This is a genomic window from Streptomyces sp. NPDC002795 (assembly GCF_042888725.1).
Taxonomy (GTDB): Bacteria; Actinomycetota; Actinomycetes; order Streptomycetales; family Streptomycetaceae; genus Streptomyces.
Genome location: NZ_JBIAQB010000013.1, coordinates 81473 through 104096, shown reverse-complemented (window position 1 = coordinate 104096; position 22624 = coordinate 81473). Strand labels below are relative to the sequence as shown.

15 protein-coding genes are annotated in these 22624 nt (G+C 71.7%); 3 read left to right on the top strand and 12 right to left on the bottom strand.

Translation table 11 applies throughout. The annotated features are described in order from the left end of the window. The first annotated feature begins 8 nt into the window (after positions 1-8). Positions 9-2996 carry an ATP-binding protein gene (locus ACFYWS_RS33105; RefSeq protein ID WP_389282585.1) on the top strand — a complete coding sequence of 996 codons (2988 nt, stop codon included), beginning with the start codon at positions 9-11 and terminating at the stop codon, positions 2994-2996. 67 nt (positions 2997-3063) lie between these two features. Here ACFYWS_RS33105 and serA read toward each other — a convergent pair whose 3' ends face one another. The 6 genes from serA to ACFYWS_RS33075 form a co-directional block, all read right to left on the bottom strand. Next, positions 3064-4665 carry a phosphoglycerate dehydrogenase gene (gene serA, locus ACFYWS_RS33100; protein WP_389282584.1) on the bottom strand — a complete coding sequence of 534 codons (1602 nt, stop codon included), beginning with the start codon at positions 4663-4665 and terminating at the stop codon, positions 3064-3066. Between the two features lie 224 nt (positions 4666-4889). Continuing rightward, the gene (gene ilvC, locus ACFYWS_RS33095) at positions 4890-5891 is read right to left on the bottom strand and encodes a ketol-acid reductoisomerase (RefSeq protein WP_389282582.1); all 1002 of its coding nucleotides are present in this window, start codon (positions 5889-5891) and stop codon (positions 4890-4892) included. Between the two features lie 104 nt (positions 5892-5995). Continuing rightward, positions 5996-6520 carry an acetolactate synthase small subunit gene (gene ilvN, locus ACFYWS_RS33090; RefSeq protein WP_389282581.1) on the bottom strand — a complete coding sequence of 175 codons (525 nt, stop codon included), beginning with the start codon at positions 6518-6520 and terminating at the stop codon, positions 5996-5998. Positions 6521-6551: 31 nt separating this feature from the next. Then, a complete protein-coding gene (locus tag ACFYWS_RS33085) occupies positions 6552-8402 on the bottom strand; it encodes an acetolactate synthase large subunit (protein WP_389282579.1) in 1851 nt (616 codons plus the stop codon). Positions 8403-8667: 265 nt separating this feature from the next. Then, entirely contained in the window at positions 8668-11481 is a 2814-nt protein-coding gene (locus ACFYWS_RS33080) for a putative bifunctional diguanylate cyclase/phosphodiesterase (RefSeq protein ID WP_389282794.1), read from the bottom strand. Positions 11482-12014: 533 nt separating this feature from the next. Then, the gene (locus tag ACFYWS_RS33075) at positions 12015-12965 is read right to left on the bottom strand and encodes a 2-hydroxyacid dehydrogenase (RefSeq protein WP_389282578.1); all 951 of its coding nucleotides are present in this window, start codon (positions 12963-12965) and stop codon (positions 12015-12017) included. 112 nt (positions 12966-13077) lie between these two features. Here ACFYWS_RS33075 and ACFYWS_RS33070 point away from each other — a divergent pair, with 112 nt between their 5' ends. Continuing rightward, entirely contained in the window at positions 13078-14091 is a 1014-nt protein-coding gene (locus ACFYWS_RS33070) for an aldo/keto reductase (protein WP_389282576.1), read from the top strand. A gap of 123 nt (positions 14092-14214) precedes the next feature. After that, positions 14215-15369: a PQQ-dependent sugar dehydrogenase gene (locus ACFYWS_RS33065; RefSeq protein ID WP_389282574.1), complete on the top strand. Its 1155-nt coding sequence runs from the start codon at positions 14215-14217 to the stop codon at positions 15367-15369. Here ACFYWS_RS33065 and ACFYWS_RS33060 read toward each other — a convergent pair. The 6 genes from ACFYWS_RS33060 to ACFYWS_RS33035 all read right to left on the bottom strand — a co-directional run bounded on the left by ACFYWS_RS33060 (position 15362) and on the right by ACFYWS_RS33035 (position 22546). Next, a complete protein-coding gene (locus tag ACFYWS_RS33060) occupies positions 15362-15565 on the bottom strand; it encodes a DUF6191 domain-containing protein (RefSeq protein WP_389282573.1) in 204 nt (67 codons plus the stop codon). The genes ACFYWS_RS33065 and ACFYWS_RS33060 overlap by 8 nt on opposite strands. A gap of 39 nt (positions 15566-15604) precedes the next feature. After that, a complete protein-coding gene (locus ACFYWS_RS33055) occupies positions 15605-18673 on the bottom strand; it encodes an AAA family ATPase (protein ID WP_389282793.1) in 3069 nt (1022 codons plus the stop codon). 59 nt (positions 18674-18732) lie between these two features. Further along, positions 18733-18933, bottom strand: coding sequence for a hypothetical protein (locus tag ACFYWS_RS33050; protein ID WP_389282571.1), 201 nt, complete (start codon positions 18931-18933; stop codon positions 18733-18735). Between the two features lie 178 nt (positions 18934-19111). Next, the gene (locus tag ACFYWS_RS33045) at positions 19112-19717 is read right to left on the bottom strand and encodes a hypothetical protein (RefSeq protein ID WP_389282570.1); all 606 of its coding nucleotides are present in this window, start codon (positions 19715-19717) and stop codon (positions 19112-19114) included. A gap of 35 nt (positions 19718-19752) precedes the next feature. Continuing rightward, a complete protein-coding gene (locus ACFYWS_RS33040; RefSeq protein ID WP_389282568.1) occupies positions 19753-20322 on the bottom strand; it encodes a GNAT family N-acetyltransferase in 570 nt (189 codons plus the stop codon). After that, the gene (locus tag ACFYWS_RS33035) at positions 20300-22546 is read right to left on the bottom strand and encodes an MMPL family transporter (protein WP_389282566.1); all 2247 of its coding nucleotides are present in this window, start codon (positions 22544-22546) and stop codon (positions 20300-20302) included. Before ACFYWS_RS33035 ends, ACFYWS_RS33040 begins: the two co-directional genes overlap by 23 nt. Between the last annotated feature and the right edge of the window lie 78 nt (positions 22547-22624).

Genomic DNA, 22624 nt, shown 5'->3' with positions numbered 1-22624 from the left:
ATGGGCCCGTGGCTCAGACATTCGATACGCCGTTCATCGGCCGGGCGGACGAACTCGCCCGGCTCACCGGCGTCCTGGAGCGGGCCGCGGCCGGCGACCCGCGCGCCGTCCTGGTGGCGGGGGACGCCGGCGTCGGCAAGACCCGGGCGCTGACGGAGGCCGCGGCGCACGCCGCCGCCACCGGCCTGACCGTCCTGACCGGCCACTGCGTGGACCTCGGGGACGTGGGCCTGCCGTACCTCCCGTTCACGGAGATCCTCGGCGCGGCGGCCGCCGACGACAGGCTCGCCCCGGCCTTCGCCGCGTATCCCGCGGTGGACCGGCTCATCGGCGCGGCCTCGGGGGCAGGCACCGCCGCGGAGGCCGGCAGCCGCCTCCAGCTCTTCGAGGGCGTCGCCGGGCTCCTCGCCGACCTGGCCGATCTGGCCCCGCTGCTCCTGGTCGTCGAAGACCTCCACTGGGCCGACCAGTCCTCCCGCGACCTGCTCCGCTTCCTGCTCAGCCGCGGCGCCCTCCAGCGGCCCGCGCCGGGCGGCCCGCCCCGCCGCATCGCCGTCTTCGCCTCGTACCGCGCGGACGACCTGCACCGCCGCCACCCCCTGCGGCCGCTGCTCGCCGAGCTGATCAGGCTGCCCGCCGTCGACCGCCTCGACCTGCGCCCGATGGCCGACGCGGACATGACCCGGCTCGTCCGCGCGCGCCGCACAGGCCCCGTACCCGACAGCACGGTCCGCGGCATCGTCGACCGCGCCGAGGGAAACGCCTTCTACGCCGAGGAGTTGCTCGCCGCGCTGCCCGGCGACGGCGAGGCGGCCGACTCCCCCGCCACGTCCAGCAGCCTGGGCGGCCTGGCCGACGTGTTGCTCATCCGCGTCGAGCAACTCACCGAGACCGCCCAGCAGGTCCTGCGCACGGCGGCCGTCGCGGGCCGCCGCGTCGGGCACGAGCTGCTGCGGGCCGCCGTACAACTGCCCGAGGAGGTACTGGAGTCGGCGCTGCGCGAGGCCGTCGAACGCCGACTCCTCGTACCGGACGACGACACGACGTACTCGTTCCGGCACGCCCTCACCCGTGAGGCCGTGTACGCGGATCTGCTGCCCGGTGAACGGGTCAGGCTGCACGGGCGGTTCGCCGCCCTCCTCGCGGGCGAGAGCCGTTCGCCGCAGAGCGCGGCGGAGCGTGCCCATCACTCCCGCGAGAGCCACGACCTGCCCGACGCCCTCGCGGCCTCCCTCGAAGCCGCCGACCACGCCCAGCGCGTCGGGGCGCCCGCCGAGGAGCTGCGGCACCTGGAGACCGCGCTCGAACTCTGGGCCGTGGTGGACGCCTCCGCACGCCCCGAGGCCGGCGACCCGGCCACCCTCACGCTGCGCGCCTCGGCCGCCGCCGCCCGCGCGGGCGACCCCCATCGCGCGGTCCAGCTCACTCGATCCGCGCTCGCCCGGGCGGGCTCCGACGCCGACTCCGAACTCGCGGCGCGCGTGCGCTACACCCTCGCGGACAACCTGATCCGGATCGACCACCTGGAGGCCGCGTTCACGTACAGCAGCGAGGCGCTGGCACTGATCCCGGCCGAGCCCCCCTCGGGCACCTGGGTCTGGGCCGCCGCGACCCACGTCCTGGCCGCGCGGCACGTGGGCCGGAACCAGGACGCCGAGCGCGTCGCCCGACAGGCACTCGATGTCGCCGAGCGGCTCGAACTGACCGACGCCCAGGCCGACTTGACTATCTCACTGGTCGGCCTGTCGACACACAACCGGCGTACACCGCAGGGCCGGGACCGGCTGCTGCGGGCCCGCGAGCTGGCCGGCGCCGGCGGGAACCTCCCGGTGGAGATGCGGGCGCTGTACAACCTCGCCGTCGGCTGTTACGAGTCCGGTGACCTGGACGCCTGCCTGCCCTGGCTCGCCGACGGCCTCGACCTCGCCCGCCGCGCCGGCCTCCTCACCTCGCCGTACGCCCTGGAACTGCGCTACCTCCAGTCCCTGCTGCTCTACACACTGGGCCGCTGGGACGAGTGCGCGCGTGCGGCGGCCGCCGACACCGAACTGCTGCCGCCCGCGGGCGGGTTCGCGATCGCGCCCGCACTGTACGTGGCCCTGGCCCGCGGCGAGTACGACGCGGCCGTCACCGGGGCCCGGGGGCTGCTCGCCCATCACTTCGACTGGATGGCGGCACTCGTCGCCTCGATCGTGCTGACCGACGCGACGGCGCTGCGCGGCGCCGCCGAGGACTGCGTACAGCAGATGCGCGCGTCGGTCGAATCGCTCACCGACGTCCTGGGCGGCGTACGTCCCGACGCCGTGGTGCGGCTCGCCGCGCTGGCCCTCGCGGCCGTCGCGGACGCGGCGGAGGAGGCCCGCCGGTCCGGCGACACCGCGGGCGCGGACCGCTGGGCGGGGACCGCCACCGAGCTGCTGGAGCTGGCCCGCGAAGCGGCGGCCCACGGTGAGGACGGCACGGAGCAGGGCCCCGAGGGCCTGGCCTGGCTGGCCCGCGCCGAGGCCGAGCGGGTGCGCGCCGCGACCGGCCCCGACGTCGCGGCCTGGGAGATGGCCGTGACGGCGTTCGACTACGGCGAGCCGTACGAACTGGCCCGCTGCCGACGGCGGTTGGCCGAGGCCCTGCTCACCGACGACCGCCGCGAGGAGGCCGCCGAGCAGGCCTGCGCGGCCCGCGACACGGCCGTCCGGCTCGGCGCCGAGCCGCTGCGCGAGGCCCTGGACGCCCTGATCCGGCGGGGCCGCCTCTCCGACGCGGCGGCCGCGGGGGACCGGATCGCCGCCCTGACCTCGCGGGAGAGCGACGTGCTGCGGCTGCTCGGCCGGGGACGTACCAACCGTCAGATCGGCGAGGAGCTGTTCATCAGCGGCAAGACCGCGAGCGTCCACGTCTCGAACATCCTCGCCAAGCTGGGCGCCGCGAGCCGCACCGAGGCCGTGGGCATCGCCTACCGCGAGGGCCTGATCGAACCGGAGACCAGCGCCTCCGGCTGAACGCAGAACGTGTGAGGGCCGGGTCACCCGCAGGTGACCCGGCCCTCACACGTTCAGACCAGAAACCTCAGACCAGGTTGACGGACCGCGACAAGGTCGCGCCGATCTCGGTGGCCAGCTCGTTGAGGACCGACTGCGGCACCGTGTCGTCCACGGTCAGGACCGCGAGGGCCTCGCCGCCGACGTCGGCGCGCGAGACCTGCATGCCGCCGATGTTGACGCCCGCCTCACCAAGGACACGGCCCACGGTGCCGACGACGCCCGGACGGTCCTCGTAGCGCAGGACGACCATGTGCTCGGCGAGCGCCAGGTCCACGTCGTACTCGCCGACCGCGACGATCTTCTGCAGGTGCTTCGGGCCCGCGAGCGTGCCGGAGACCGAGACCTCCTGGCCGCTGCCGAGGGTGCCGCGCACCGTGACGACGTTGCGGTGGTCGGGCGACTCGGACGAGGTCGTCAGCCGGACCTCGACGCCGCGCTCCTGCGCGAACAGCGGCGCGTTCACGTACGACACCGTCTCGTCGACGACGTCCTCGAACACGCCCTTGAGCGCGGAGAGTTCGAGCACCTTCACGTCGTGCTGGGTGATCTCGCCGTACACCTCGACGTCGAGGCGGGCCGCGACCTCGCCCGCGAGCGCGGTGAAGATCCGGCCGAGGCGCTCGGCGAGCGGCAGGCCCGGCTTGACGTCCTCGGCGATGACGCCGCCCTGGACGTTCACCGCGTCCGGCACGAGCTCACCGGAGAGCGCGAGGCGCACCGACCTGGCGACGGCGACGCCCGCCTTCTCCTGCGCCTCGTCCGTGGAGGCGCCGAGGTGCGGGGTGCAGACGACCTGGTCGAACTGGAACAGCGGGGAGTCCGTGCAGGGCTCCTTCGCGTACACGTCGAGCCCGGCGCCCGCGACGCGGCCCTCCTTGATCGCCGAGTACAGCGCCTCCTCGTCGACGATCCCGCCACGCGCGGCGTTGACGATGCGCACGCTCGGCTTGACCTTGTGCAGCGCCTCGTCGCCGATGAGACCGACGGTCTCGGGGGTCTTCGGCAGGTGCACGGTGATGAAGTCCGAGACCTCGAGCAGCTCGTCGAGGGAGAGGACCTTCACGCCCATCTGCGCGGCGCGCGCGGGCTGCACGTACGGGTCGTACGCGACGACCTTCATGCCGAAGGCGGACATGCGCTGGGCGACCAGCGCGCCGATGCGGCCGAGGCCGACGACGCCGAGGGTCTTCTCCGCGAGCTCGACGCCCGTGTACTTGCTGCGCTTCCACTCGCCGCCCTTGAGGGCCTGCGAGCCCTGCGGGATGTTGCGCGCGGTGGCGATGAGCAGACCGCAGGCGAGCTCGGCGGCGGTCACGATGTTCGAGGTCGGCGCGTTGACGACCATCACGCCTGCCTTGGTGGCGGCGGACACGTCGACGTTGTCGAGGCCGACGCCGGCTCGTGCGACGACCTTCAGCTTCTTCGCGGCGGCGATCGCCTCGGCGTCGACCTTGGTGGCCGAGCGGACCAGGATCGCGTCGACGTCGGCGATGGCGGGCAGCAGCGCCGCCCGGTCCGCGCCGTTGCACTGGCGGATCTCGAAGTCCGGGCCCAGGGCGTCGACCGTCGCGGGCGACAGCTCTTCGGCGATGAGTACGACGGGTTTGCCGTTGGCAGCAGTGCTCACGTGAGTCCTCACAGGTCCAGTGCGGACGGCCGTCCCGACGGCCGCAGGCGGTGGAGGGTTGCCGCGATTAAGACGCACGACGCTGTGGGCCCAACGCGAATGTAGTCAGCAGTGTAGTGGCGCTGAGGAGGACGTCTTACGCCTCCTCGGAAGGATCACCCGTCCGAGGCTGGACGGAATGGACAACGGGCCGCGGCATCGGCCGCGGCCCGTCGTCGTGAGGCCTAGGCCTCTTCGTCGTTCACCCAGCTCATGAGCTTGCGGAGCTCCTTGCCGGTGGTCGCCAGGAGGCTGTTCTCGTCCTGGGTCTTGTACTCGTTGTACTTCTTCAGACCGCCGTGGTACTCGTCCATCCAGTTCTTGGCGAACGTGCCGTCCTGGATCTCGGCGAGGACCTTCTTCATCTCGGCCTTGGTGGCGTCCGTGATGATCCGCGGGCCGGTGACGTAGTCGCCCCACTCGGCGGTCTCGGAGACCGACCAGCGCATCTTCTCCAGGCCACCCTCGTACATGAGGTCGACGATGAGCTTCAGCTCGTGCAGGCACTCGAAGTACGCGATCTCCGGCTGGTAACCGGCCTCGGTCAGCGTCTCGAAGCCGGCCTTGACCAGCGCGGCCGTGCCACCGCAGAGGACGGCCTGCTCACCGAACAGGTCGGTCTCGGTCTCCTCGGTGAAGGTCGTCTTGATGACGCCGGCGCGCGTGCCGCCGATGCCCTTCGCGTAGGAGAGGGCCAGCTCGAAACCCTTGCCGGTGGCGTCCTGCTCGACGGCCGCGATGCACGGAACGCCGCGGCCCTCCTCGTACTGACGGCGCACGAGGTGGCCCGGGCCCTTCGGGGCGACCATGCAGACGTCCACGCCGGCCGGGGGCTTGATGAAGCCGTAGCGGATGTTCAGGCCGTGGCCGAAGAACAGCGCGTCGCCGTCCTTCAGGTTCGGGGCGATGGTCTCCTCGTAGACCTGGCCCTGGATCGGGTCCGGGACGAGGATCATGATGACGTCGGCCTCGGCCGCGGCCTCGGACGGCGTGACCACGCGCAGGCCCTGCTCCTCGGCCTTCGCCTTGGACTTGGAGCCCTCGTGCAGACCGACACGCACGTCGACACCCGAGTCGCGCAGCGAGAGCGCGTGGGCGTGGCCCTGGGAGCCGTAACCGATCACCGCGACCTTGCGGTTCTGGATGATGGACAGGTCGGCATCGTCGTCGTAGAACAGCTCGGCCACTGGGGTTCTCCTTGGTGTGCTGGTGGTGCGTCCCACCGTACGGCGGGGTGCGGAAGAAAAGTGTTGGGGTCTCGCTATGCGAGCACCGGGTCTCGCGCGAGGTGTCAGGCAGTGCGGTCGAGCGCCCGCAGGCTCCGGTCGGTGATGGAGCGCGAGCCGCGGCCGACCGCGATGGTGCCGGACTGGACGAGCTCCTTGATGCCGAAGGGTTCCAGCATCTTGAGCATCGCCTCGAGCTTGTCGCTTGAGCCGGTGGCCTCGATGGTGACGGCCTCCGGGGAGACGTCCACGGTCTTGGCGCGGAACAGCTGGACGATCTCGACGATCTGCGAGCGCGTCTCGTTGTCGGCGCGGACCTTGGCGAGGACGAGCTCGCGGGCCACGGCCGCCTCCGGCTCCAGCTCCACGATCTTCAGGACGTTGACCAGCTTGTTGAGCTGCTTCGTGACCTGTTCGAGCGGGAGCGATTCGACATTCACGACAATGGTGATGCGCGAGATGTCGGGGTGCTCGGTGACGCCGACGGCGAGCGAGTCGATGTTGAAGCCGCGGCGCGAGAAGAGGGCGGTGATCCGGGCCAGGACACCGGGCTTGTTCTCGACCAGGACGGAGAGCGTGTGCTTGGACATATCTCTTGGTCTCTCTCTACGTCTCGGCGTCTCAGTCGTCTTCGCTGTCGCCGAAGTCGGGACGGACGTCCCGAGCGGCCATGATCTCGTCGTTGGAGGTGCCGGCGGCGACCATCGGCCACACCATGGCGTCCTCGTGGACGATGAAGTCGACCACGACCGGGCGGTCGTTGATCGAGTTCGCCTCCTCGATGCACTTGTCGAGGTCCTCGGGGCGCTCACAGCGGATGGCGTAGCAGCCCATGGCCTCGCTCAGCTTCACGAAGTCCGGGACGCGGGTGCCCTTGTTGGGCGGGGTCTCGCCGTCCGGGCCCGCGTGCAGCACGGTGTTCGAGTAGCGCTGGTTGTAGAACAGCGTCTGCCACTGGCGGACCATCCCGAGGGCGCCGTTGTTGATGATGGCGACCTTGATCGGGATGTTGTTCAGGGCGCAGGTGGTCAGCTCCTGATTGGTCATCTGGAAGCAGCCGTCGCCGTCGATCGCCCAGACCGGCCGGTCCGGCGCGCCGGCCTTGGCGCCCATCGCGGCGGGCACCGAGTAGCCCATGGTCCCGGCGCCGCCCGAGTTCAGCCAGGTGGCCGGCTTCTCGTACTGGATGTAGTGCGCGGCCCACATCTGGTGCTGGCCGACGCCCGCCGCGAAGATCGTGTCCTCGGGGGCGAGTTGGCCGATGCGCTCGATGACCTGCTGCGGGGAGAGCGAGCCGTCCGCGGGCTGGTCGTAGCCGAGCGGGTACGTGTCGCGCCAGCGGTTGAGGTCGTTCCACCAGGCGCTGTAGTCGCCGGCGTGACCGTCGCTGTGCTCCTTCTGGACCGCCTGGATCAGGTCGGCGATGACCTCGCGGGCGTCCCCGACGATCGGCACGTCGGCGGCGCGGTTCTTGCCGATCTCCGCCGGGTCGATGTCCGCGTGCACGATCTTCGCGAAGGGGGCGAAGCTGTCCAGGTTGCCGGTGACGCGGTCGTCGAAGCGGGTTCCGAGGGCGACGATCAGGTCGGACTTCTGCAGCGCGGTGACGGCGGTGACCGCACCGTGCATGCCCGGCATTCCCACGTGCAGCGGGTGGCTGTCGGGGAATGCGCCGAGCGCCATCAGGGTGGTGGTGACGGGCGCTCCGGTGAGCTCGGCGAGCATCTTGAGCTCGGCGGTGGCCCCTGCCTTGATGACGCCGCCACCGACGTAGAGGACGGGCCGCTTCGCATTCGTGATCAGCTTCGCGGCCTCGCGGATCTGCTTGGCGTGCGGCTTCATCACCGGGCGGTAGCCGGGCAGGTCCTGCTGCGGCGGCCAGGTGAACGTCGTCTGCGCCTGGAGGATGTCCTTCGGGATGTCCACGAGGACGGGGCCGGGGCGGCCGGTGGCCGCGATGTGGAACGCCTCGGCGATCGCCTTCGGGATGTCCTCGGCCTTGGTGACCAGGAAGCTGTGCTTGGTGATCGGCATGGTGATGCCGACGATGTCCGCCTCCTGGAAGGCGTCCGTGCCGATCGCCTTGGAGACGACCTGGCCGGTGATCGCGACGAGCGGCACCGAGTCCATCATCGCGTCGGCGATCGGCGTCACCAGGTTGGTGGCACCCGGGCCCGAAGTGGCCATGCAGACACCGACCTTGCCGGTGGCCTGCGCGTAACCGGTGGCCGCGTGGCCCGCGCCCTGCTCGTGACGGACGAGCACGTGGCGCACCCGGCTCGAGTCCATCATCGGGTCGTACGCGGGAAGGATCGTGCCGCCGGGGATACCGAATACGGTGTCGACCCCGACCTCCTCAAGCGAGCGAATGAGGGACTTCGCACCCGTGACGCGCTCGACGGGGGCGGACTGCTGTCCTCCGGAACGGGGCCGCGGCTGCGGCTGGCTGGCCCCGGTGGCCTGCTCGGTCATCGGCATTCTCTTCTCGATGCTGAGGGTTTTTGCGAGGGTTCTGCAGGGTCTTACGTGTGTGTCGGGCGGTTGGCGGCGGATCTGAACCGGCACCAGTGCAACAAAAAACCCCTCGTGCCGTGAGGCAAGCGAGGGGAGCGCGCCGGGTGCGGTCGCTGGGTTTCCGGTCTCCGGACCGGTGGTCCCAGCTTCAGCCGACGCGCTTTCCAAGTACGAGAATTCGGGTGCGCATGGCACTGACCCTCCCCCCGGCGCGTAGGGCGTGTCAAGTAGGTGGGACGGGAGTCTCATTATGTGAGCGCAGGGTGGTGAAGCCCGCGAACACCGGTTCGGCGGCGCCCCTGGGGACCGGGTACTCCCCCGAGGTGAGCGCGCGGCGCAGCCTGTACTCGTCGAGCGGCCCGGAGAACGCCATGCCCTGCCCGTGTGTGCACCCCATCGAGCGCAGCGCCGCGACCTGCTCGGGCAGGTCCACTCCGTCCGCCACGGAGTTGAGTCCGAGGTCGCCCGCGATCCGCAGCAGCCCACTGGTGATCTTGTGCAGCCGCGCGGACTCGACGACGCCCTCGATCAGCGAGCGGTCCAGCTTCAGTACGTCGACGGGGAGGCGGCGCAGTGCCGTGATGGCCGCGTAACCGCTGCCGAAGCCGTCCAGCGCGATCCGGACGCCGAGGCGGCGCAGCGCCGTCAGCCGCCGCTCCAGCTCGTCCAGCGGGACTCTGGGGTCGCTGTCCGCCAGCTCGATCACGAGCGCGCCCGAGGGCACCCCGTGCCGCGTGAGGAGCGCTTCTATCGAGCCGAGCGGCATGGCACGGTCGAGGAGTCTGCGGGCGCTGATCCGCACGGCGACCGGCGTCGCATGCCCGCTGTGCCCGCGCTCGGCGGCCTGCTCGACGGCCTCCTCCAGCATCCAGCGGCCCAGCTCCGCGGTGCGCTCGCTGTCGTCGGCCACCCGCAGGAACTCGGCGGGTGTGAACAGGATGCCCTGGGCGCTGCGCCACCTGGCCTGTGCGGCGACCGCGGTGATCCGCCCGTCGTCGAGCGAGACGATCGGCTGATGGAGCAGCGCGAACTCGCCCTCGTGCAGCGCCGATCGCAGCCGCGTCGCCAGCTCCGCCTTGCGTACGACATCGGCCTGCATCTGCGGCGCGTACAGCTCGACGCGGCCCTTGCCCGCCGCCTTCGCCCGGTACATCGCGAGGTCGGCGTTGCGCAGCAGCTCGCCCGCCCCGATGTCCGGCTCGGCGAAGGCGACACCGATGGAGGCGGCGACCCGCACCCCGTCGTGCCCCTCGATCGTGTAGGGCTGGGACAGGGTGATTCTGAGCCGGTCGGCCAGCTCGTAGATCTGCTGCTCTCTCGCGGTGTGGTCGCGCCCCCCGTCGCCGACGATCAGCGCCGCGAACTCGTCACCGCCCAGCCGGGCCGCGGTGTCCGAGGCGCGCACGGATTCGGCGAGCCTTCTCGCCGCCTGGACGAGCAGCTCGTCGCCCGCCTGGTGGCCGATCGTGTCGTTGACCTGCTTGAAGCCGTCGAGGTCGATGAAGAGCACGGCGGTGCCCAGGTCGCCGGCCCGCCGCCCGGCGAGGGCCTGTCCGACCCGCTTGGTGAACAGCGACCTGTTGGGCAGGTCGGTCAGCGGGTCGTGCTCGGCGTTGTGCTGCAACTGGGCCTGGAGGCGCACCCTTTCGGTCACGTCCCTGCTGTTGAGGATCAGGCCGCCGTGGTGGCGGTTGACCGTCGACTCCACGTTCAGCCAGGTGCCCGTGCCGGACCGGAAGCGGCATTCGATGCGCGTAGTGGGCTCCTCGACCTGGCTCGCGGCGAGGAATCTGCGCACCTCGTGCATCACACGCCCGAGGTCCTCGGGGTGGATGATCGACGCGAGCTCGGAGCCGACGAGATCCTCGGCGTCCCGCCCGTAGACACCCGCGGCGGCCGGGCTGACGTATCTCAGCGTCCCGTTCGGCGCCGCGATCATGATGACGTCGCTCGAGCCCTGGACCAGCGAGCGGAAGTGGTTCTCCTTCTGCGCCAGTTCCTGGGTGAGCGTGATGTTGTCGAGCAGCATGATGCCCTGGCGCATGACGAGCGCGAGGACGACGGTGCAGGCCGTGAAGAGCACGACGCGGTCCACCCGATGCCCGTTCAGCACGTTGTAGAGAATGCCCAACGTGCAGACGGCGGCGGCCAGATACGGGGTGAGCGCGGCGAGCGAGCCGGAGATCGGCCGGGTGTGGCTGACCTGGTAGCGGCCGCCGGACCCGGGCGAGCCGTCCTCCTCGCGCACACCGCGCCGCGCGCCCACCCACGGCGCGTACGCGAGCAACAGCGACCCGGCGAACCAGCCGGCGTCCAGGATCTCGCCCGAGCGGTAACTGGCGTGCAGCAGTGGCGAGGTGAACAGGGCGTCGCACATCACGGTGAGGGCGAGCGCGCCGATCGCGGTGTTCACCGCCTTGCGGTTCCCGGGAGTGCGCCGGAAGTGCAGCGCGAGCACCATGCTGACCAGGGCGATGTCGAGCAGTGGGTACGCGAGGGAGAGCGCGGTGCGGGTCACGCTCTGGCCCTCGAACTCGGCGGTGTGCGCGAGGGCGAGGCTCCAGGAGAGCGTGGCCAGGGAGCCGGCGATCAGCCAGGCGTCGAGCGCGAGGCATATCCAGCCGGCCTTGGTGACGGGCCGCCGGGCGAGGACGAGCAGGCCGATGATGGCGGGGGGCGCGAAGCAGAGGAAGAACAGGTCGGCGAGGCTCGGCGAGGGCACCGGCTGGCGCAGGACGACCTCGTACCAGCCCCACACCCCGTTGCCGAGGCTGGCCATGAGCGAGGAGAACGCGAACAGGAGCCAGGCGGGTCGAAAGCGGCTGCGGCTGCTGCGCGCGTACACGAAATTCGACACGGCGGCGATCGCCGCCGCGACGCTCAGGCCGAAGTCGCCCATGATCAGGGCGAGTCGGTCGGATCCCCAGCCGAGCGCGGACCCCACCATGAAGCCGGTGCACAGCAGGGCGAGGAGCAACTGGGCTCCCGAACTGCCCCGCTGTGGCGCGCGGGCGGGAGTCTGGCCGCCGGTGTACATCGAGGCGCCCAGTGCTGTCGTCGGCGTGGGGTGCGTACTCACCTGGCCGCCTCGGTCTGTCGGGCGGCCCCCGTGTCCGCCCTCTCCTGCCCCGCCTGCTGATGCCTCCTGCGGCCGCCGCGCGAGCCGGTCCGATGCGCATGTGTCCTGCGACAGCCCGGACTTCGGCCCCGCATCGCTGCACGGGTCACCACACAGGACCGCCGTCGCCGGCCCCGCCGCGTCGGATCGTTCGCCCATAGGCCGTGCATCGCCCGTCGCCCCCCTCGCAGTCCGTCACTCTTCCCCGGCGCCGTGTGCTGACACGGCGCTGCCCCAGTCGGGACGATACACCAGTCTCGTCACTCAGGGACATAGTTCCTCTACTCTCCGTGACGACCAGGCACGATGCGGGCGCGGGGCGGGCACGGGGTGCATCCGAGCGGGCGCACAGCGTGCCCGACGAAGGGCAGGCGGCCATACGGGAGTTGCCCGTGGGGCCGGTGTGGTTCGCGAGGTCCACGGGGTGTGCAGAGCCGCGAGGTGGCCGTCTGTCAGTCGCTGTGCCCGTCGATGGTGAGCACGACGTTCTCGAGCGGCTCCCCCGCCGCGAAACGCGTGAGCTGAGCGGCGAGGAGACGCTTGGCACGCGGCAGGAAGGCGGATGTGGGGCCGCCCACATGTGGCGAGATGAGCACCCCTGGAGCCTGCCACAACGGGTGCTCCTGGGGCAGCGGTTCGGGGTCGGTGACGTCGAGGGCCGCTGTGATGCGGCCCGTCTCCAGTTCCGCGAGGAGGGCCTTGGTGTCGACGACCGGGCCGCGGCCGACGTTCACGAGCAGCGCGCCGTCCTTGAGGCGCGCGAGGAACTCGGCGTTCACGAGGCCGCGGGTGTCCTCGGTGAGCGGAGTCACCATGATGACGACGTCGGCCTCCGGCAGCAGCTCCGGCAGTTCGGTGAGCGGGCGCACGGGCCCGCGCTCCGTTGTACGGGCGGAGCGCGCGACGCGTGTCACCCGCGCGACCTCGAACGGCGTGAGCCGGTCCTCGATGGCACCGCCGATGGCGCCGTACCCCACGATGAGGACGTGCTTGTCGGCGAGCGCGGGGCGGAATCCGCCGCGCCACTCGCCGCGGTCCTGCCCGCGGACGAAGTCGGGGATGCCGCGCAGGGAGGCGAGGATCAGGGTGAGCGCGAGCTCGGCGGTGCTGGCGTCGTGCACACCGCGCGCATTGCACAACTGGACGCCGGGCCGCAGGTACTTCAGCCCGCCCTGTACGTGGTCGACGCCCGCGGAGAGCGTCTGCACGGCGCGCAGGGACGTCATCTCGGGCATCGGGCGGACACCGAGGCCAGGCGGCTTCATGTAGGGGACGACGTAGTAAGCGCAGTCGGCGGGGTCCGCCGGGAAATCGGGTTCGCCGTTCCAGTAGCGGTAGTTGAGCCCCTGCGGGAGGCCCGGGATCTCATCGGCGCGAAAAGGCAGCCACACATCACCAGTCATGGCCAGGAGGCTATGTCAACCGAGTGAAGGTACAGAGGTTAGGTTGGGGACCTCGGCAGGAGGGGCCGGAGGGCCGCATGAAGGCCGGAGGTCCAGGGAGGGTCACGGGCACGTGAAGCAAGGTGGCGCGCGCAAGGCGATCGGCGCGACGGGCCTCGACGTGGGTGCCGTCGGAATCGGCTGCATGCCGATGAGCTGGGCGTACACGCGCTCACGGCAGCGCGGCGAGGAGTCCCTGCGCACCCTGCACACCGCCCTGGACCGGGGTTGCAGTCTGGTCGACACCGCGGACATGTACGGGCCCTTCACCAATGAGCTGCTGCTCGGCCGCGTGCTCAAGGAGCGGCGGGCCGACGCCTTCGTGTCGACGAAGGTGGGGCTGCTCGTCGGCGAGCAGCACATCGTCGCCAACGGCAGGCCCGGCTATGTGAAGCGGGCCTGCGACGCGTCGCTGCGCCGCCTGCAGACCGATGTCATCGACCTGTACCAGCTGCACCGCGAGGACCCCGAGGTGCCCGTCGAGGAGACGTGGGGCGCGATGGCGGAGCTCGTGAGCGCGGGCAAGGTGCGCTCGCTGGGGTTCTGCGCCGTGGGCGCGCGGGGCTCGCGGCGCGGTGGCCGGGCCGCGCGGCATGCCGGAACGATCCGCCAGTTGGAGCGGGTGCAGCAGGTGTTCCCGGTCAGCGCGGTCATGGCCGAGCTGTCGGTGTGGTCGCCGGAGGCCCTCGGGGCGCTGCTGCCGTGGTGCGCGGCACGCGGCGTCGGGTTCCTCGCCGCGATGCCGCTCGGCAGCGGGTTCCTGACCGGCACGCTCACTCCCGGAGGGGGCTTCGAGCGGGACGATCCGCGCGCCCGCCACCCCCGATTCACCGCCGAGATGATGGCGGCGAACCAGCCGATCGTGGCGGGCCTGCGCCGCATCGCCGGGCGCCACGGCGAGCACGTGACACCGGCCCAGGTGGCGCTCGCCTGGGTGGCGGCGCAAGGTGAGGGCGTGGTGCCGGTACCGGGCACCAAGCAGGAGCACTGGGCGCTGGAGAACGCGGCGTCCGCGGAACTGCGGCTCACCGCCGAGGACTTCACGGAGATCGCCGGGCTTCCGGCGGCGCAGGGGTCCTGGGACTGAGCGACCGGGCGCTGGGAGCCGGGTTCGGGAACCTGAGCGGCGCGCGAGGTGTTTGAACGGTAGAGCGGTGTGTGAACGACAGAGCTTCGCGTCGAAGGGATCCTGATCGTGCAACGTCCAGCAGTGAGGCCCGCGTTGGCCCTCACCGCCTGTGCAGCGCTCCTGTTCGCGGCCGGGTGCTCCTCCGGTGACGATTCCCCCACTCCGAGCAAGGACTCGACGTCCGCGCCGAGTGCGAGTGGTTCGGAGGGCTCCTCGTCCCCCAAGGGGGACGTACCTGCGGCGAAGGGCTCGGTGAGCGTCGAGCGGACCGTCACGGACGGCCTCAAATCGCCGTGGGGGCTCGCCGAGCTGCCCGGTGGCGACCTGCTCGTCTCGTCCCGCGACGAGGGGACGATCACGCGCGTGGACACGAAGACGGGGAAGAAGACCGTGCTCGGCGAGGTGCCCGGGGTCGCGCCCGAGGGCGAGGGCGGGCTCCTCGGCCTCGCGATCTCCCCCTCGTACGCCTCCGACCACATGGTCTACGCGTACTTCACGACGGAGTCGGACAACCGCGTCGTGCGGATGATCCACGACGAGAAGAAGCCCTCCGGTGAGCAGCTGGGCGCCCCGGACACCGTGTTCCGTGGCATCCCCAAGGGCACGAACCACAACGGCGGGCGGATCGCGTTCGGCCCGGACAAGCTGCTGTACGTGGGGACCGGCGAGACGTACGACGAGCCGCTGGCGCAGGACAAGAAGTCGACGGGCGGCAAGATCCTCCGGCTGACCGCGGAGGGCGAGCCGGCGCCGGGCAATCCCTTCGGCGACTCCCCCGTGTACTCGTACGGGCACCGCAATGTGCAGGGTCTGGCCTGGGACGAGGACAAGCGGCTCTGGGCCTCGGAGTTCGGGCAGGACACCTGGGACGAGCTGAACCACATCGTGGCGGGTGACAACTACGGCTGGCCCGACGCCGAGGGCAAGAGCGGCGACGAGAAGTACCACGACCCGGTCGCCCAGTGGCGCACCGCGGACGCCTCGCCGAGCGGCATCGCGTACGCGAAGGGGTCGATCTGGATGGCGGGGCTGCGCGGCGAGCGGCTCTGGCGGATTCCGCTCGACGGGGCGAAGGCAGCCCATGATCCGCAGGCGTTCCTGGAAGGGAAGTACGGGCGGCTGCGCACCGTGGTCGCGGCGGGCGGCGACAAGCTGTGGCTCGTGACGAGCGAGACGGACACGCGCGGGACGCCGGAGAAGGGGGACGACCGGATCCTGGAGCTGAAGGTCAGCTGACGTCCTCGCCCGGCTCCGGCTGCTCCGCGTCCGTGGGCCGCGGCGGGCGGACGACGACCTTGCCCGACGTGAGGTCTATCGGGCCGCGGCCCGGGTCTCCGTCGCTCGTGTCGGTCCGGGTCAGCTCAAGGCGCTTGCGCTCGTCGTTGGTGTGCTTGCGGCCGGGCGAGAACAGTTCCTCGAACATGTTGAACACGGCGCCTCCCGGAGGTGGGGTCCGACCGGGCCCTCCCTCTCAGCGTACGGGAGCCCTGCCCGCCGGGAAGAGGTGCAGGCGGTGGGCCAGGGCCGCCGCCTCGCCGCGGCCCGCGACGCCCAGCTTCGCCAGGATGTTGGAGACGTGGACGCTGGCCGTCTTCGGCGAGATGAACAGTTCCTCGGCTATCTGACGGTTGCTGCGGCCCGCCGCGACCAGGCGCAGCACATCCCGCTCGCGGCTCGTGAGGCCGAACTCCTGCGCGGGGTCGGCCGGCGCGCTCTGTCGCGGAGCGGCGGGGGCCAGGGGCAGCCGGGCGCGCTGCGCGAGCAGGGCGACGGATTCGGCGAGCGGGCGCGCGCCCAGGTGCTCGGCGACGGCGCCGACGAGCCGGAGGAGCTCGGTGGCTCGGTCCCGGTCGTCCTCCGCGCCCCGCGCGACCAGGGATTCCGCGAGGCGGAGCCTGATGCGGGCCAGGTCGTGGGGTCGGTCGAGGGGTTCGAACGCGGTGGCCGTGGCGGACCAGTCGCCGGGGGTGTCGCGGCCCTCCGCGCGCAGGAGCTCGGCGCGCACCCACTGCTCATGGGCCTGCCAGACGGGGACGGGGGTGGCCTGACGCTTGGCGGCGTCCCGGATACGGGCGACCGCCTCGGCCCGCCCGGCGTCGGCCGCGGGCAGGCCCCGGGCGTCCGCCTCGGCCGTGGCCGCGGCGCACAGCAGGGGCCAGACGTAGCGGTGCATGGAGGGCGGGAGCCCCGCTGTGACCAGCTCGTCGAGCGCGGCGCGGGCGTCCAGGAGGCGGCCCTGGGCGGCGGCGAGCGCGACGGTGAGGTGGGTGCGGGGCAGCGTGTACTGGGGCTGCGGGTCGTGCGCGCCGTAGTACCCGTTGGCCGCGGCGAGGTGGTCGGCCGCTTCCTGGAGGGCGCCGCGGCCGAGTGCGATCACCGCGAGGTGCGCGCACGCGGTGCCGCGAGGCTTGTCGCTGAGTCCGAAGCGCCGGCTCACCCAGTCGGCCACCTCGACTGCCTCGTCCCAGCGGCCGAGGGAGACGAGGGACTCGGCCAGATTGGAGCGGACCCAGCCCTTGTTGTCGGTGAGGCCGTAGCGGCGGCACAGGACGATGGCCTCTTCGCAGATGCGCGCGGCTTCGGCGGAACGCCCGACGCCCTCCAGGTGGGAGGGCAGGTTGACATTGACGTTGATGAGGCGGGCGGTCATGCCCAGTGCCAAGGAGCGCTCGCGGACCGCGTACATCTCGGCGAAGCCCTCCTCGATGGCGCCCGCGTCCACGAGGAGTCCGCCGCGGACGAGACGCGCGTGGAGTTCGATCTCCTCGGCATCGTCGACCATGCGCGCGTACTCGACGGCTCGCTCGGCGGCGGCGAGGGTCTCGGCACCGGGGCTGTGCAGCATGCCCCAGGCCGCCACGTTCGCCAGGACCTCGGCGTGCACGGCGGACGGCGGGAGGCCCCGGACGAGCTCCTGAGCCGTGGCGAGCTCGTCCCACCCGTCACCACGACCGATATGGGAGACGATCTTGGAGTTCTGGATGTGGAACCACGCGGCCCGCAAGGGATCCGCCTTCCCGCTCCCCTCGGCCTCCTCCAGGATCCGGATCGCCCGCTTGCCGGTCTTCAGCGCACGCTCCCGCTCACCGCACAGCCGCCCCGCCACCGCGGCCTCGGACAGCAGGTCGAGGTAGTCGAGCGGGGTCTCGGCGGGGTCGCCGTCACAGGAGTTGAAGGCGATGGCGTAGTCGGCCATGAGCAGCGCGGCGCGGATCTCCCGCGGCGCGCCGTCCCACAGCTCCATCGCCCGCTCAAGGAGGCGCAGTTGCTCGGAGTACGCGTGCCTGCGGCGGGCCGCCACGGAGGCGTCGAGGACGGCGGGCAGGGCCTTCGCCGCGTCGTGGGCGTGGTACCAGTAGCTGGCGAGGCGGGTCACGCGCGCGTCGGCGGGCACCAGCGTCGGCTCGGCCTCCAGTGCCTCGGCGTAGCGGCGGTTGAGCCGGGAGCGCTCGCCGGGCAGCAGATCGTCGCTGACGGCCTCGCGGACCAGGGAGTGGCGGAACCGGTATCCGTCGCCGTCCGGAGAGGCGAGCAGGATGTTCGCGCCGACGGCCGCGCGCAGCGCCTCGATGAGCTCGTCCTCGCCGAGCCCGGCGACGGCCGCGAGCAGCGGGTACTCGACCGTGGAGCCGCCCTCCGCGCAGATCCGGGCGACGCGCTGGGCGGACTCGGGCAGCGATTCGACGCGGACGAGGAGGACGTCGCGCAGCGAGTCGGTAAGCCCTGTGACGCAGCCCTCGGCGGCGGACACGGCGAGCTCCTCCACGAAGAACGCGTTGCCGTCGGAGCGCCGGAAGATGTTGTCCACGTCGGCGGGCTCGGGTTCCGCGGCCATGATTCCGGCGATCTGGCGGGCGACCTCGTCGCGGCTGAGGCGGCCCAGTTCGATGCGGGTGACGGTGCGCAGCCGGTCGAGTTCGGCGAGCAGGGGGCGCAGGGGGTGGCGGCGGTGCACGTCGTCCGCGCGGTAGCTGGCGATGACGGCGAGGCGGCCGCTGCGCAGCGTACGGAACAGGTACGTGAGCAGGTGGCGGGTGGAGGCGTCCGCCCAGTGCAGGTCTTCGAGGATGACGACGACGGTGCGCTCGGCGGCGACGCGCTCCAGGAGCCGGGCGGTGAGTTCGAAGAGGCGGGCCGTGGCGCTCTCGTCCCCTCGCCCGTCGAAGCCTCGCCCTTCGTGCTCGCCCAACTCCGGCAGCAGGCGCGCGAGTTCGTCCTCGCGGCCCGCGACCGCCGCGTCCACGTCGTCGGGCAGTGTGCGGCGCAGGGCGCGCAGGGCGGTGGAGAACGGCGCGAACGGCAGTCCGTCGGCGCCGATCTCGACGCAGCCGCCGGTGACGACGACGGCGCCCCGCTCGCGGGCGGCCGCGCCGAACTCCTCCACAAGGCGCGTCTTGCCCACGCCGGCCTCGCCGCCGAGCAGCAGTGCCTGCGGCTCGGCGGCCCCGGCCCGCTCAAGGGCCTTGCTCAGTACGCCCAGTTCATCGGCGCGACCGACGAACACCGGGCTGACGGACCTGGTCTCCACATCGCTGAGGATCGCACACGGGTCTGACAGCGGGGCCGCGGTTCCGGTGCCGCCGACCGCGGCGGGCGCGCTCACGCCGTGCGCGCGGCGCGGCGGCGGCGGATTCGGCCGGCACTCACCGGCCTCTCGGCGTCCTGGCTGTCTTCCTGGCGGCCCCGGCGCTCCGCACGGCGGGCCTTGGCCTGCGTACGGGCGGAGCGTGCGAGGCGGAACCGCTCGGCCTCCTTGATGAGTTCGGCGGAGCGGAGCTGGTGCAGTTCGTACTCGAACATGTCGTCTCCCTGGTGACGAGCTGTGCGGCTCTCGCGGAGCGTTCTCCGCGATGCCTCGACTCTCGTCTCCCAGGGGGGTGCGGCACATCGGGAGAGTGCCGCATGTTCGTGGGCCGCGCCTCCTTAGGCGCGGCCCACGATGTGCCTTAGGCGGCTCTGGCCGCCCTATACGGATGCCTCAGCTGGTGCCGGGCATTCCGAGGATGAGGTCGGTGTACTTGGCGACGGCGAGCACCAGGCCGATCGCGCCGACCACGAAACCGGCCCACGCGGTCGACTTGATCCACGGCGCCTGCGGCTTGCCGGGGGCGCCGAACGCGGGCCGGGCGAGGACGGCCGCGGCGACCAGCAGGGCGACGAGCGAGAAGATCCCGCCGACCAGGGCGGCGGAGTGCCAGGCCTCGCCGTACATCGCGGAGATCTGCTTGGCGATGCCCGCGCTCTGCGCGGTGGTGAGCTGGCCCTCCAGCTGCGCGCGGGCCGACGCGATGGTGCCGAGCCAGCCGCCGCTGAGCCCGACGATGCCGAGGGCGACGGAGACGATCGCGCCCGCGCCCTGGCCGACGCCGGCCGGCTTGTCGGCCTCGGCCTTGGCGAGGGCCGCGAGCTCGGCCTCGGCGGCGGCCTCGGCAGCCGTGTCGTCTTCCTGCACGTCCTCGGGGGCCTCCTCGGCCGCCTTGGTCGCCTCAGCCGTCTCGGTCGCCTCGGTGGCCTTGGCGTCCTGGGCCTCCGCGCCCTCCTCCCGCGTCTCGGCGTCGCGCTGCGCTTCAGTCTTCGTAGTCATGCTGCGCACCGTACGGACGGAGTCTGAGAAGTTTCTTAACGTTCCCTGTGCCCGCTCCGCGCACCACGCCACTCGGGCGCGAGCACGGACCAAATCTCCATGTCATGGCGCTTTCCGCGCCAGGGAAAACTCTCCCGGAGCACTCCTTCTTTCGTGAATCCGAGGCGCCGGGCCACGTTCACACTGGGAGTGTTCTCCGACGCGGCGATCCATTCCACCCGGTGGATTCCGCGCTCCTCCACGGCCCAGTCGATGAGGTGCCGCATCGCGCGCGTGACGAGACCGCGCCCTGCGGCCGCCGGCTCCAGCCAGCAGCCGACCTCACCGTTGCCGTTCTCCGCGTCGAAGTTGAGCGCCAGCACGCCGCCGACGAGCGTTCCGTCCAGCCAGATGCCGTGGTACGCGCGCGTGCCGGTGGCCGTCGCGTCGGCGTGCTTCTGGAGCAGCTCCCGCGTGGAGGCGAGGTCCGTCGCCGTGGCGCCGAACGGGATGAACTGGCCGATGAACTCCCGGCCCCGCTCCATGTGGGCCAGGAACTCCTCGGCGTGCCAGGGCTCCAGGGGCCGCAGTTCGGCGCCGTCCTCACCCAGCGGGATCGCGTACATCGGTCTCCTTCGTCAGCAACTCGTCCAGCGCGCCGTCGGTCACCGTGCGCCGCACCGGGATCCTCGCACCCCCCGCGACGCGGCACTCGGGAGGCTCGATGCTCAGGCGCGGCAGGCGCCGGTCGAGCCACTTGGGCAGCCACCAGTTGGCGCCGCCGAGCATGTGCATCAGGGCGGGCACGAGGAGCGTACGGAGGATGAAGGCATCGACGGCGACGGCCACGGCGAGCGCGATGCCGAACATGGCGATCACCCGGTCCCCGCTGAGCACGAACGCCAGGAACACCGAAATCATGATCACGGCAGCCGAGTTGATCACGCGGCTGGTCTCGGCGAGCCCGACCCGGACGGCCCGCCGGTTGTCTCCGGTCTCCAGCCACTCCTCGTACATCCGGCTCACGAGGAACACCTGGTAGTCCATGGAGAGCCCGAAGAGCACCGACACCATGATCACGGGGAGGAAGGGCTCGATCGGCCCGGCCGCCCCGAGCCCGAGGAGTTCGCTCCCCCAGCCCCACTGGAAGATCGCGACGACGACCCCGAAGGCCGCGGCCACGGCGGCGACGTTCATCGCGGCGGCCTTGAGCGGGATCCCCACGGACCGGAAGGCGAGCAGGAGCAGCACGCACCCGAGCCCGACCACGACCCCGACGAACAGGGGCAGCTTGCCGACGATGACCTCCGCGAAGTCGTCGTAGCTCGCGGTGACGCCCCCGACCTGCACGTCCAGGCCCACATCGGGGACCACATCCGTACGCAGCCGGTCGACGAGCTCGCTGGTCCGCTCGGACTGCGGCGACGAGGTCGGCACGACGGTGACATGGGCGGCACTGTCGTCCGCGTTATACGTAACACGTGAGACGGAGGCGACCCCGTCGGTGGCCCGCAGCTCGCTCGTCAGCTCCGCGAGCGCGGCTTTGCCCTTGGCGCCGTCGACCTCGGTGACCAGGGTCAGCGGCCCGTTCACACCGGGCCCGAAACCGTCGGCAAGGAGGTCGTACGCCTGCCGGGTGGTGCTGTTCGCCGGACTGTTGCCCTGGTCGGACGTGCCCAGGTGGAGGAAGAAGGTGGGCAGCGAGAGCACCGCGATCACCGCGATGGCGAGCGCGCCGAGCAGCTTCGGGCGGCGCTCCACGAAGGCGGCCCAGCGGGCGGCGAACCCGGTGGGAAGCTCGGGCTCGGGCCCGTGTTCGAGGAGCCGCCGCCGCTCGCGCCGCGACAGCGCACGCATCCCGATGTACGAGAGCAGCCCCGGCAGCAGCGTCACGGACGCGGCGACGGTGAGCAGCACGGTCACGGAGGCGGCGATGGCGACGCCGTTGAGGAAGCTCAGGCCCAGCATCAGCATGCCGAGCAGGGCGATGCACACGGTGGCCCCGGCGAACACCACGGCCCGCCCGGTGGTGGCGACGGCCCGCTCGGCGGCCTCGGCCACCGGAAGCCCCCGCTTCAGCCCTCTCCTGTGCCGGGTCACGATGAACAGCGCGTAGTCGATCCCGACGCCCAGCCCGACGAGCATGCCGAGCATCGGCGCGAAGTCCGCGACCGTCATGAAGTGCCCGAGCAGCACGATGCCCGCGTACGCGGTGCCGACGCTCACCAGCGCGGTGGCGATGGGCAGCGCGGCCGCGGCGAGCGAGCCGAAGGCGAGGAAGAGCACGACGGCCGCGACGACGACGCCGATGATCTCGGAGGTGTGGGCCGAGGTCGACTCGGTGAGCGCGACGGCGCTGCCGCCGAGCTCCACCTGGAGCCCGTCGGGCCCGTCGTCCTCGGCGGCCTGCGCGGTGTCGACGACGGCCCGCGCCTGGCCCTCCGGGATGTCGTCGGCCTGCTTGTCGAAGGTGACCGTGGCGTACGCGGTGTGCCCGTCGGCGCTGATCCGTCCCGTGCCACCGGCCTCGTACGGCGATCCGACGGAGGCGACGCCGGGGAGGTCGGCGAGCTCGCCCAAGGTGTTGCTCATCGTCTTCTCGACGTCGGCTGCGCGCACGGTGGAGCCCTCGACGTGCCAGACGACGGTGTCGCTGTCGCCGCCGAGCCCGGAGAAGTTCTCGGTCAGGAGCTGCGTGGCGCGCCCCGACTCCGTACCGGGCGCGTCGTAGTCGTTCGAGTACGCGGATCCCGCGACGGCCGCGGCGGCGCTCGTGCCCACGAGAGCGGTCAACCACAGAAGTACGACCACGAGCCGGTGCCTGACACACCAGCGGGCAAGTGCGGCCATGGACGCGCTCCCTGAGTCATTTATTGATCTTTGACCGGGAACATCCGCTTGGTGCGTGAACCGCCCGCAAAGAACACA

Bases quoted from the DNA above. Each gene is read 5' to 3' on its own strand.
- ilvN (WP_389282581.1), bottom strand. From the start codon at position 6,520: ATGTCCAAGCACACGCTCTCCGTCCTGGTCGAGAACAAGCCCGGTGTC.
- ACFYWS_RS33085 (WP_389282579.1), bottom strand. From the start codon at position 8,402: ATGACCGAGCAGGCCACCGGGGCCAGCCAGCCGCAGCCGCGGCCCCGT.
- ACFYWS_RS33080 (WP_389282794.1), bottom strand. From the start codon at position 11,481: ATGTACACCGGCGGCCAGACTCCCGCCCGCGCGCCACAGCGGGGCAGT.
- ACFYWS_RS33075 (WP_389282578.1), bottom strand. From the start codon at position 12,965: ATGACTGGTGATGTGTGGCTGCCTTTTCGCGCCGATGAGATCCCGGGC.
- ACFYWS_RS33050 (WP_389282571.1), bottom strand. From the start codon at position 18,933: ATGTTCGAGTACGAACTGCACCAGCTCCGCTCCGCCGAACTCATCAAG.
- ACFYWS_RS33045 (WP_389282570.1), bottom strand. From the start codon at position 19,717: ATGACTACGAAGACTGAAGCGCAGCGCGACGCCGAGACGCGGGAGGAG.
- ACFYWS_RS33040 (WP_389282568.1), bottom strand. From the start codon at position 20,322: ATGTACGCGATCCCGCTGGGTGAGGACGGCGCCGAACTGCGGCCCCTG.
- ACFYWS_RS33035 (WP_389282566.1), bottom strand. From the start codon at position 22,546: ATGGCCGCACTTGCCCGCTGGTGTGTCAGGCACCGGCTCGTGGTCGTA.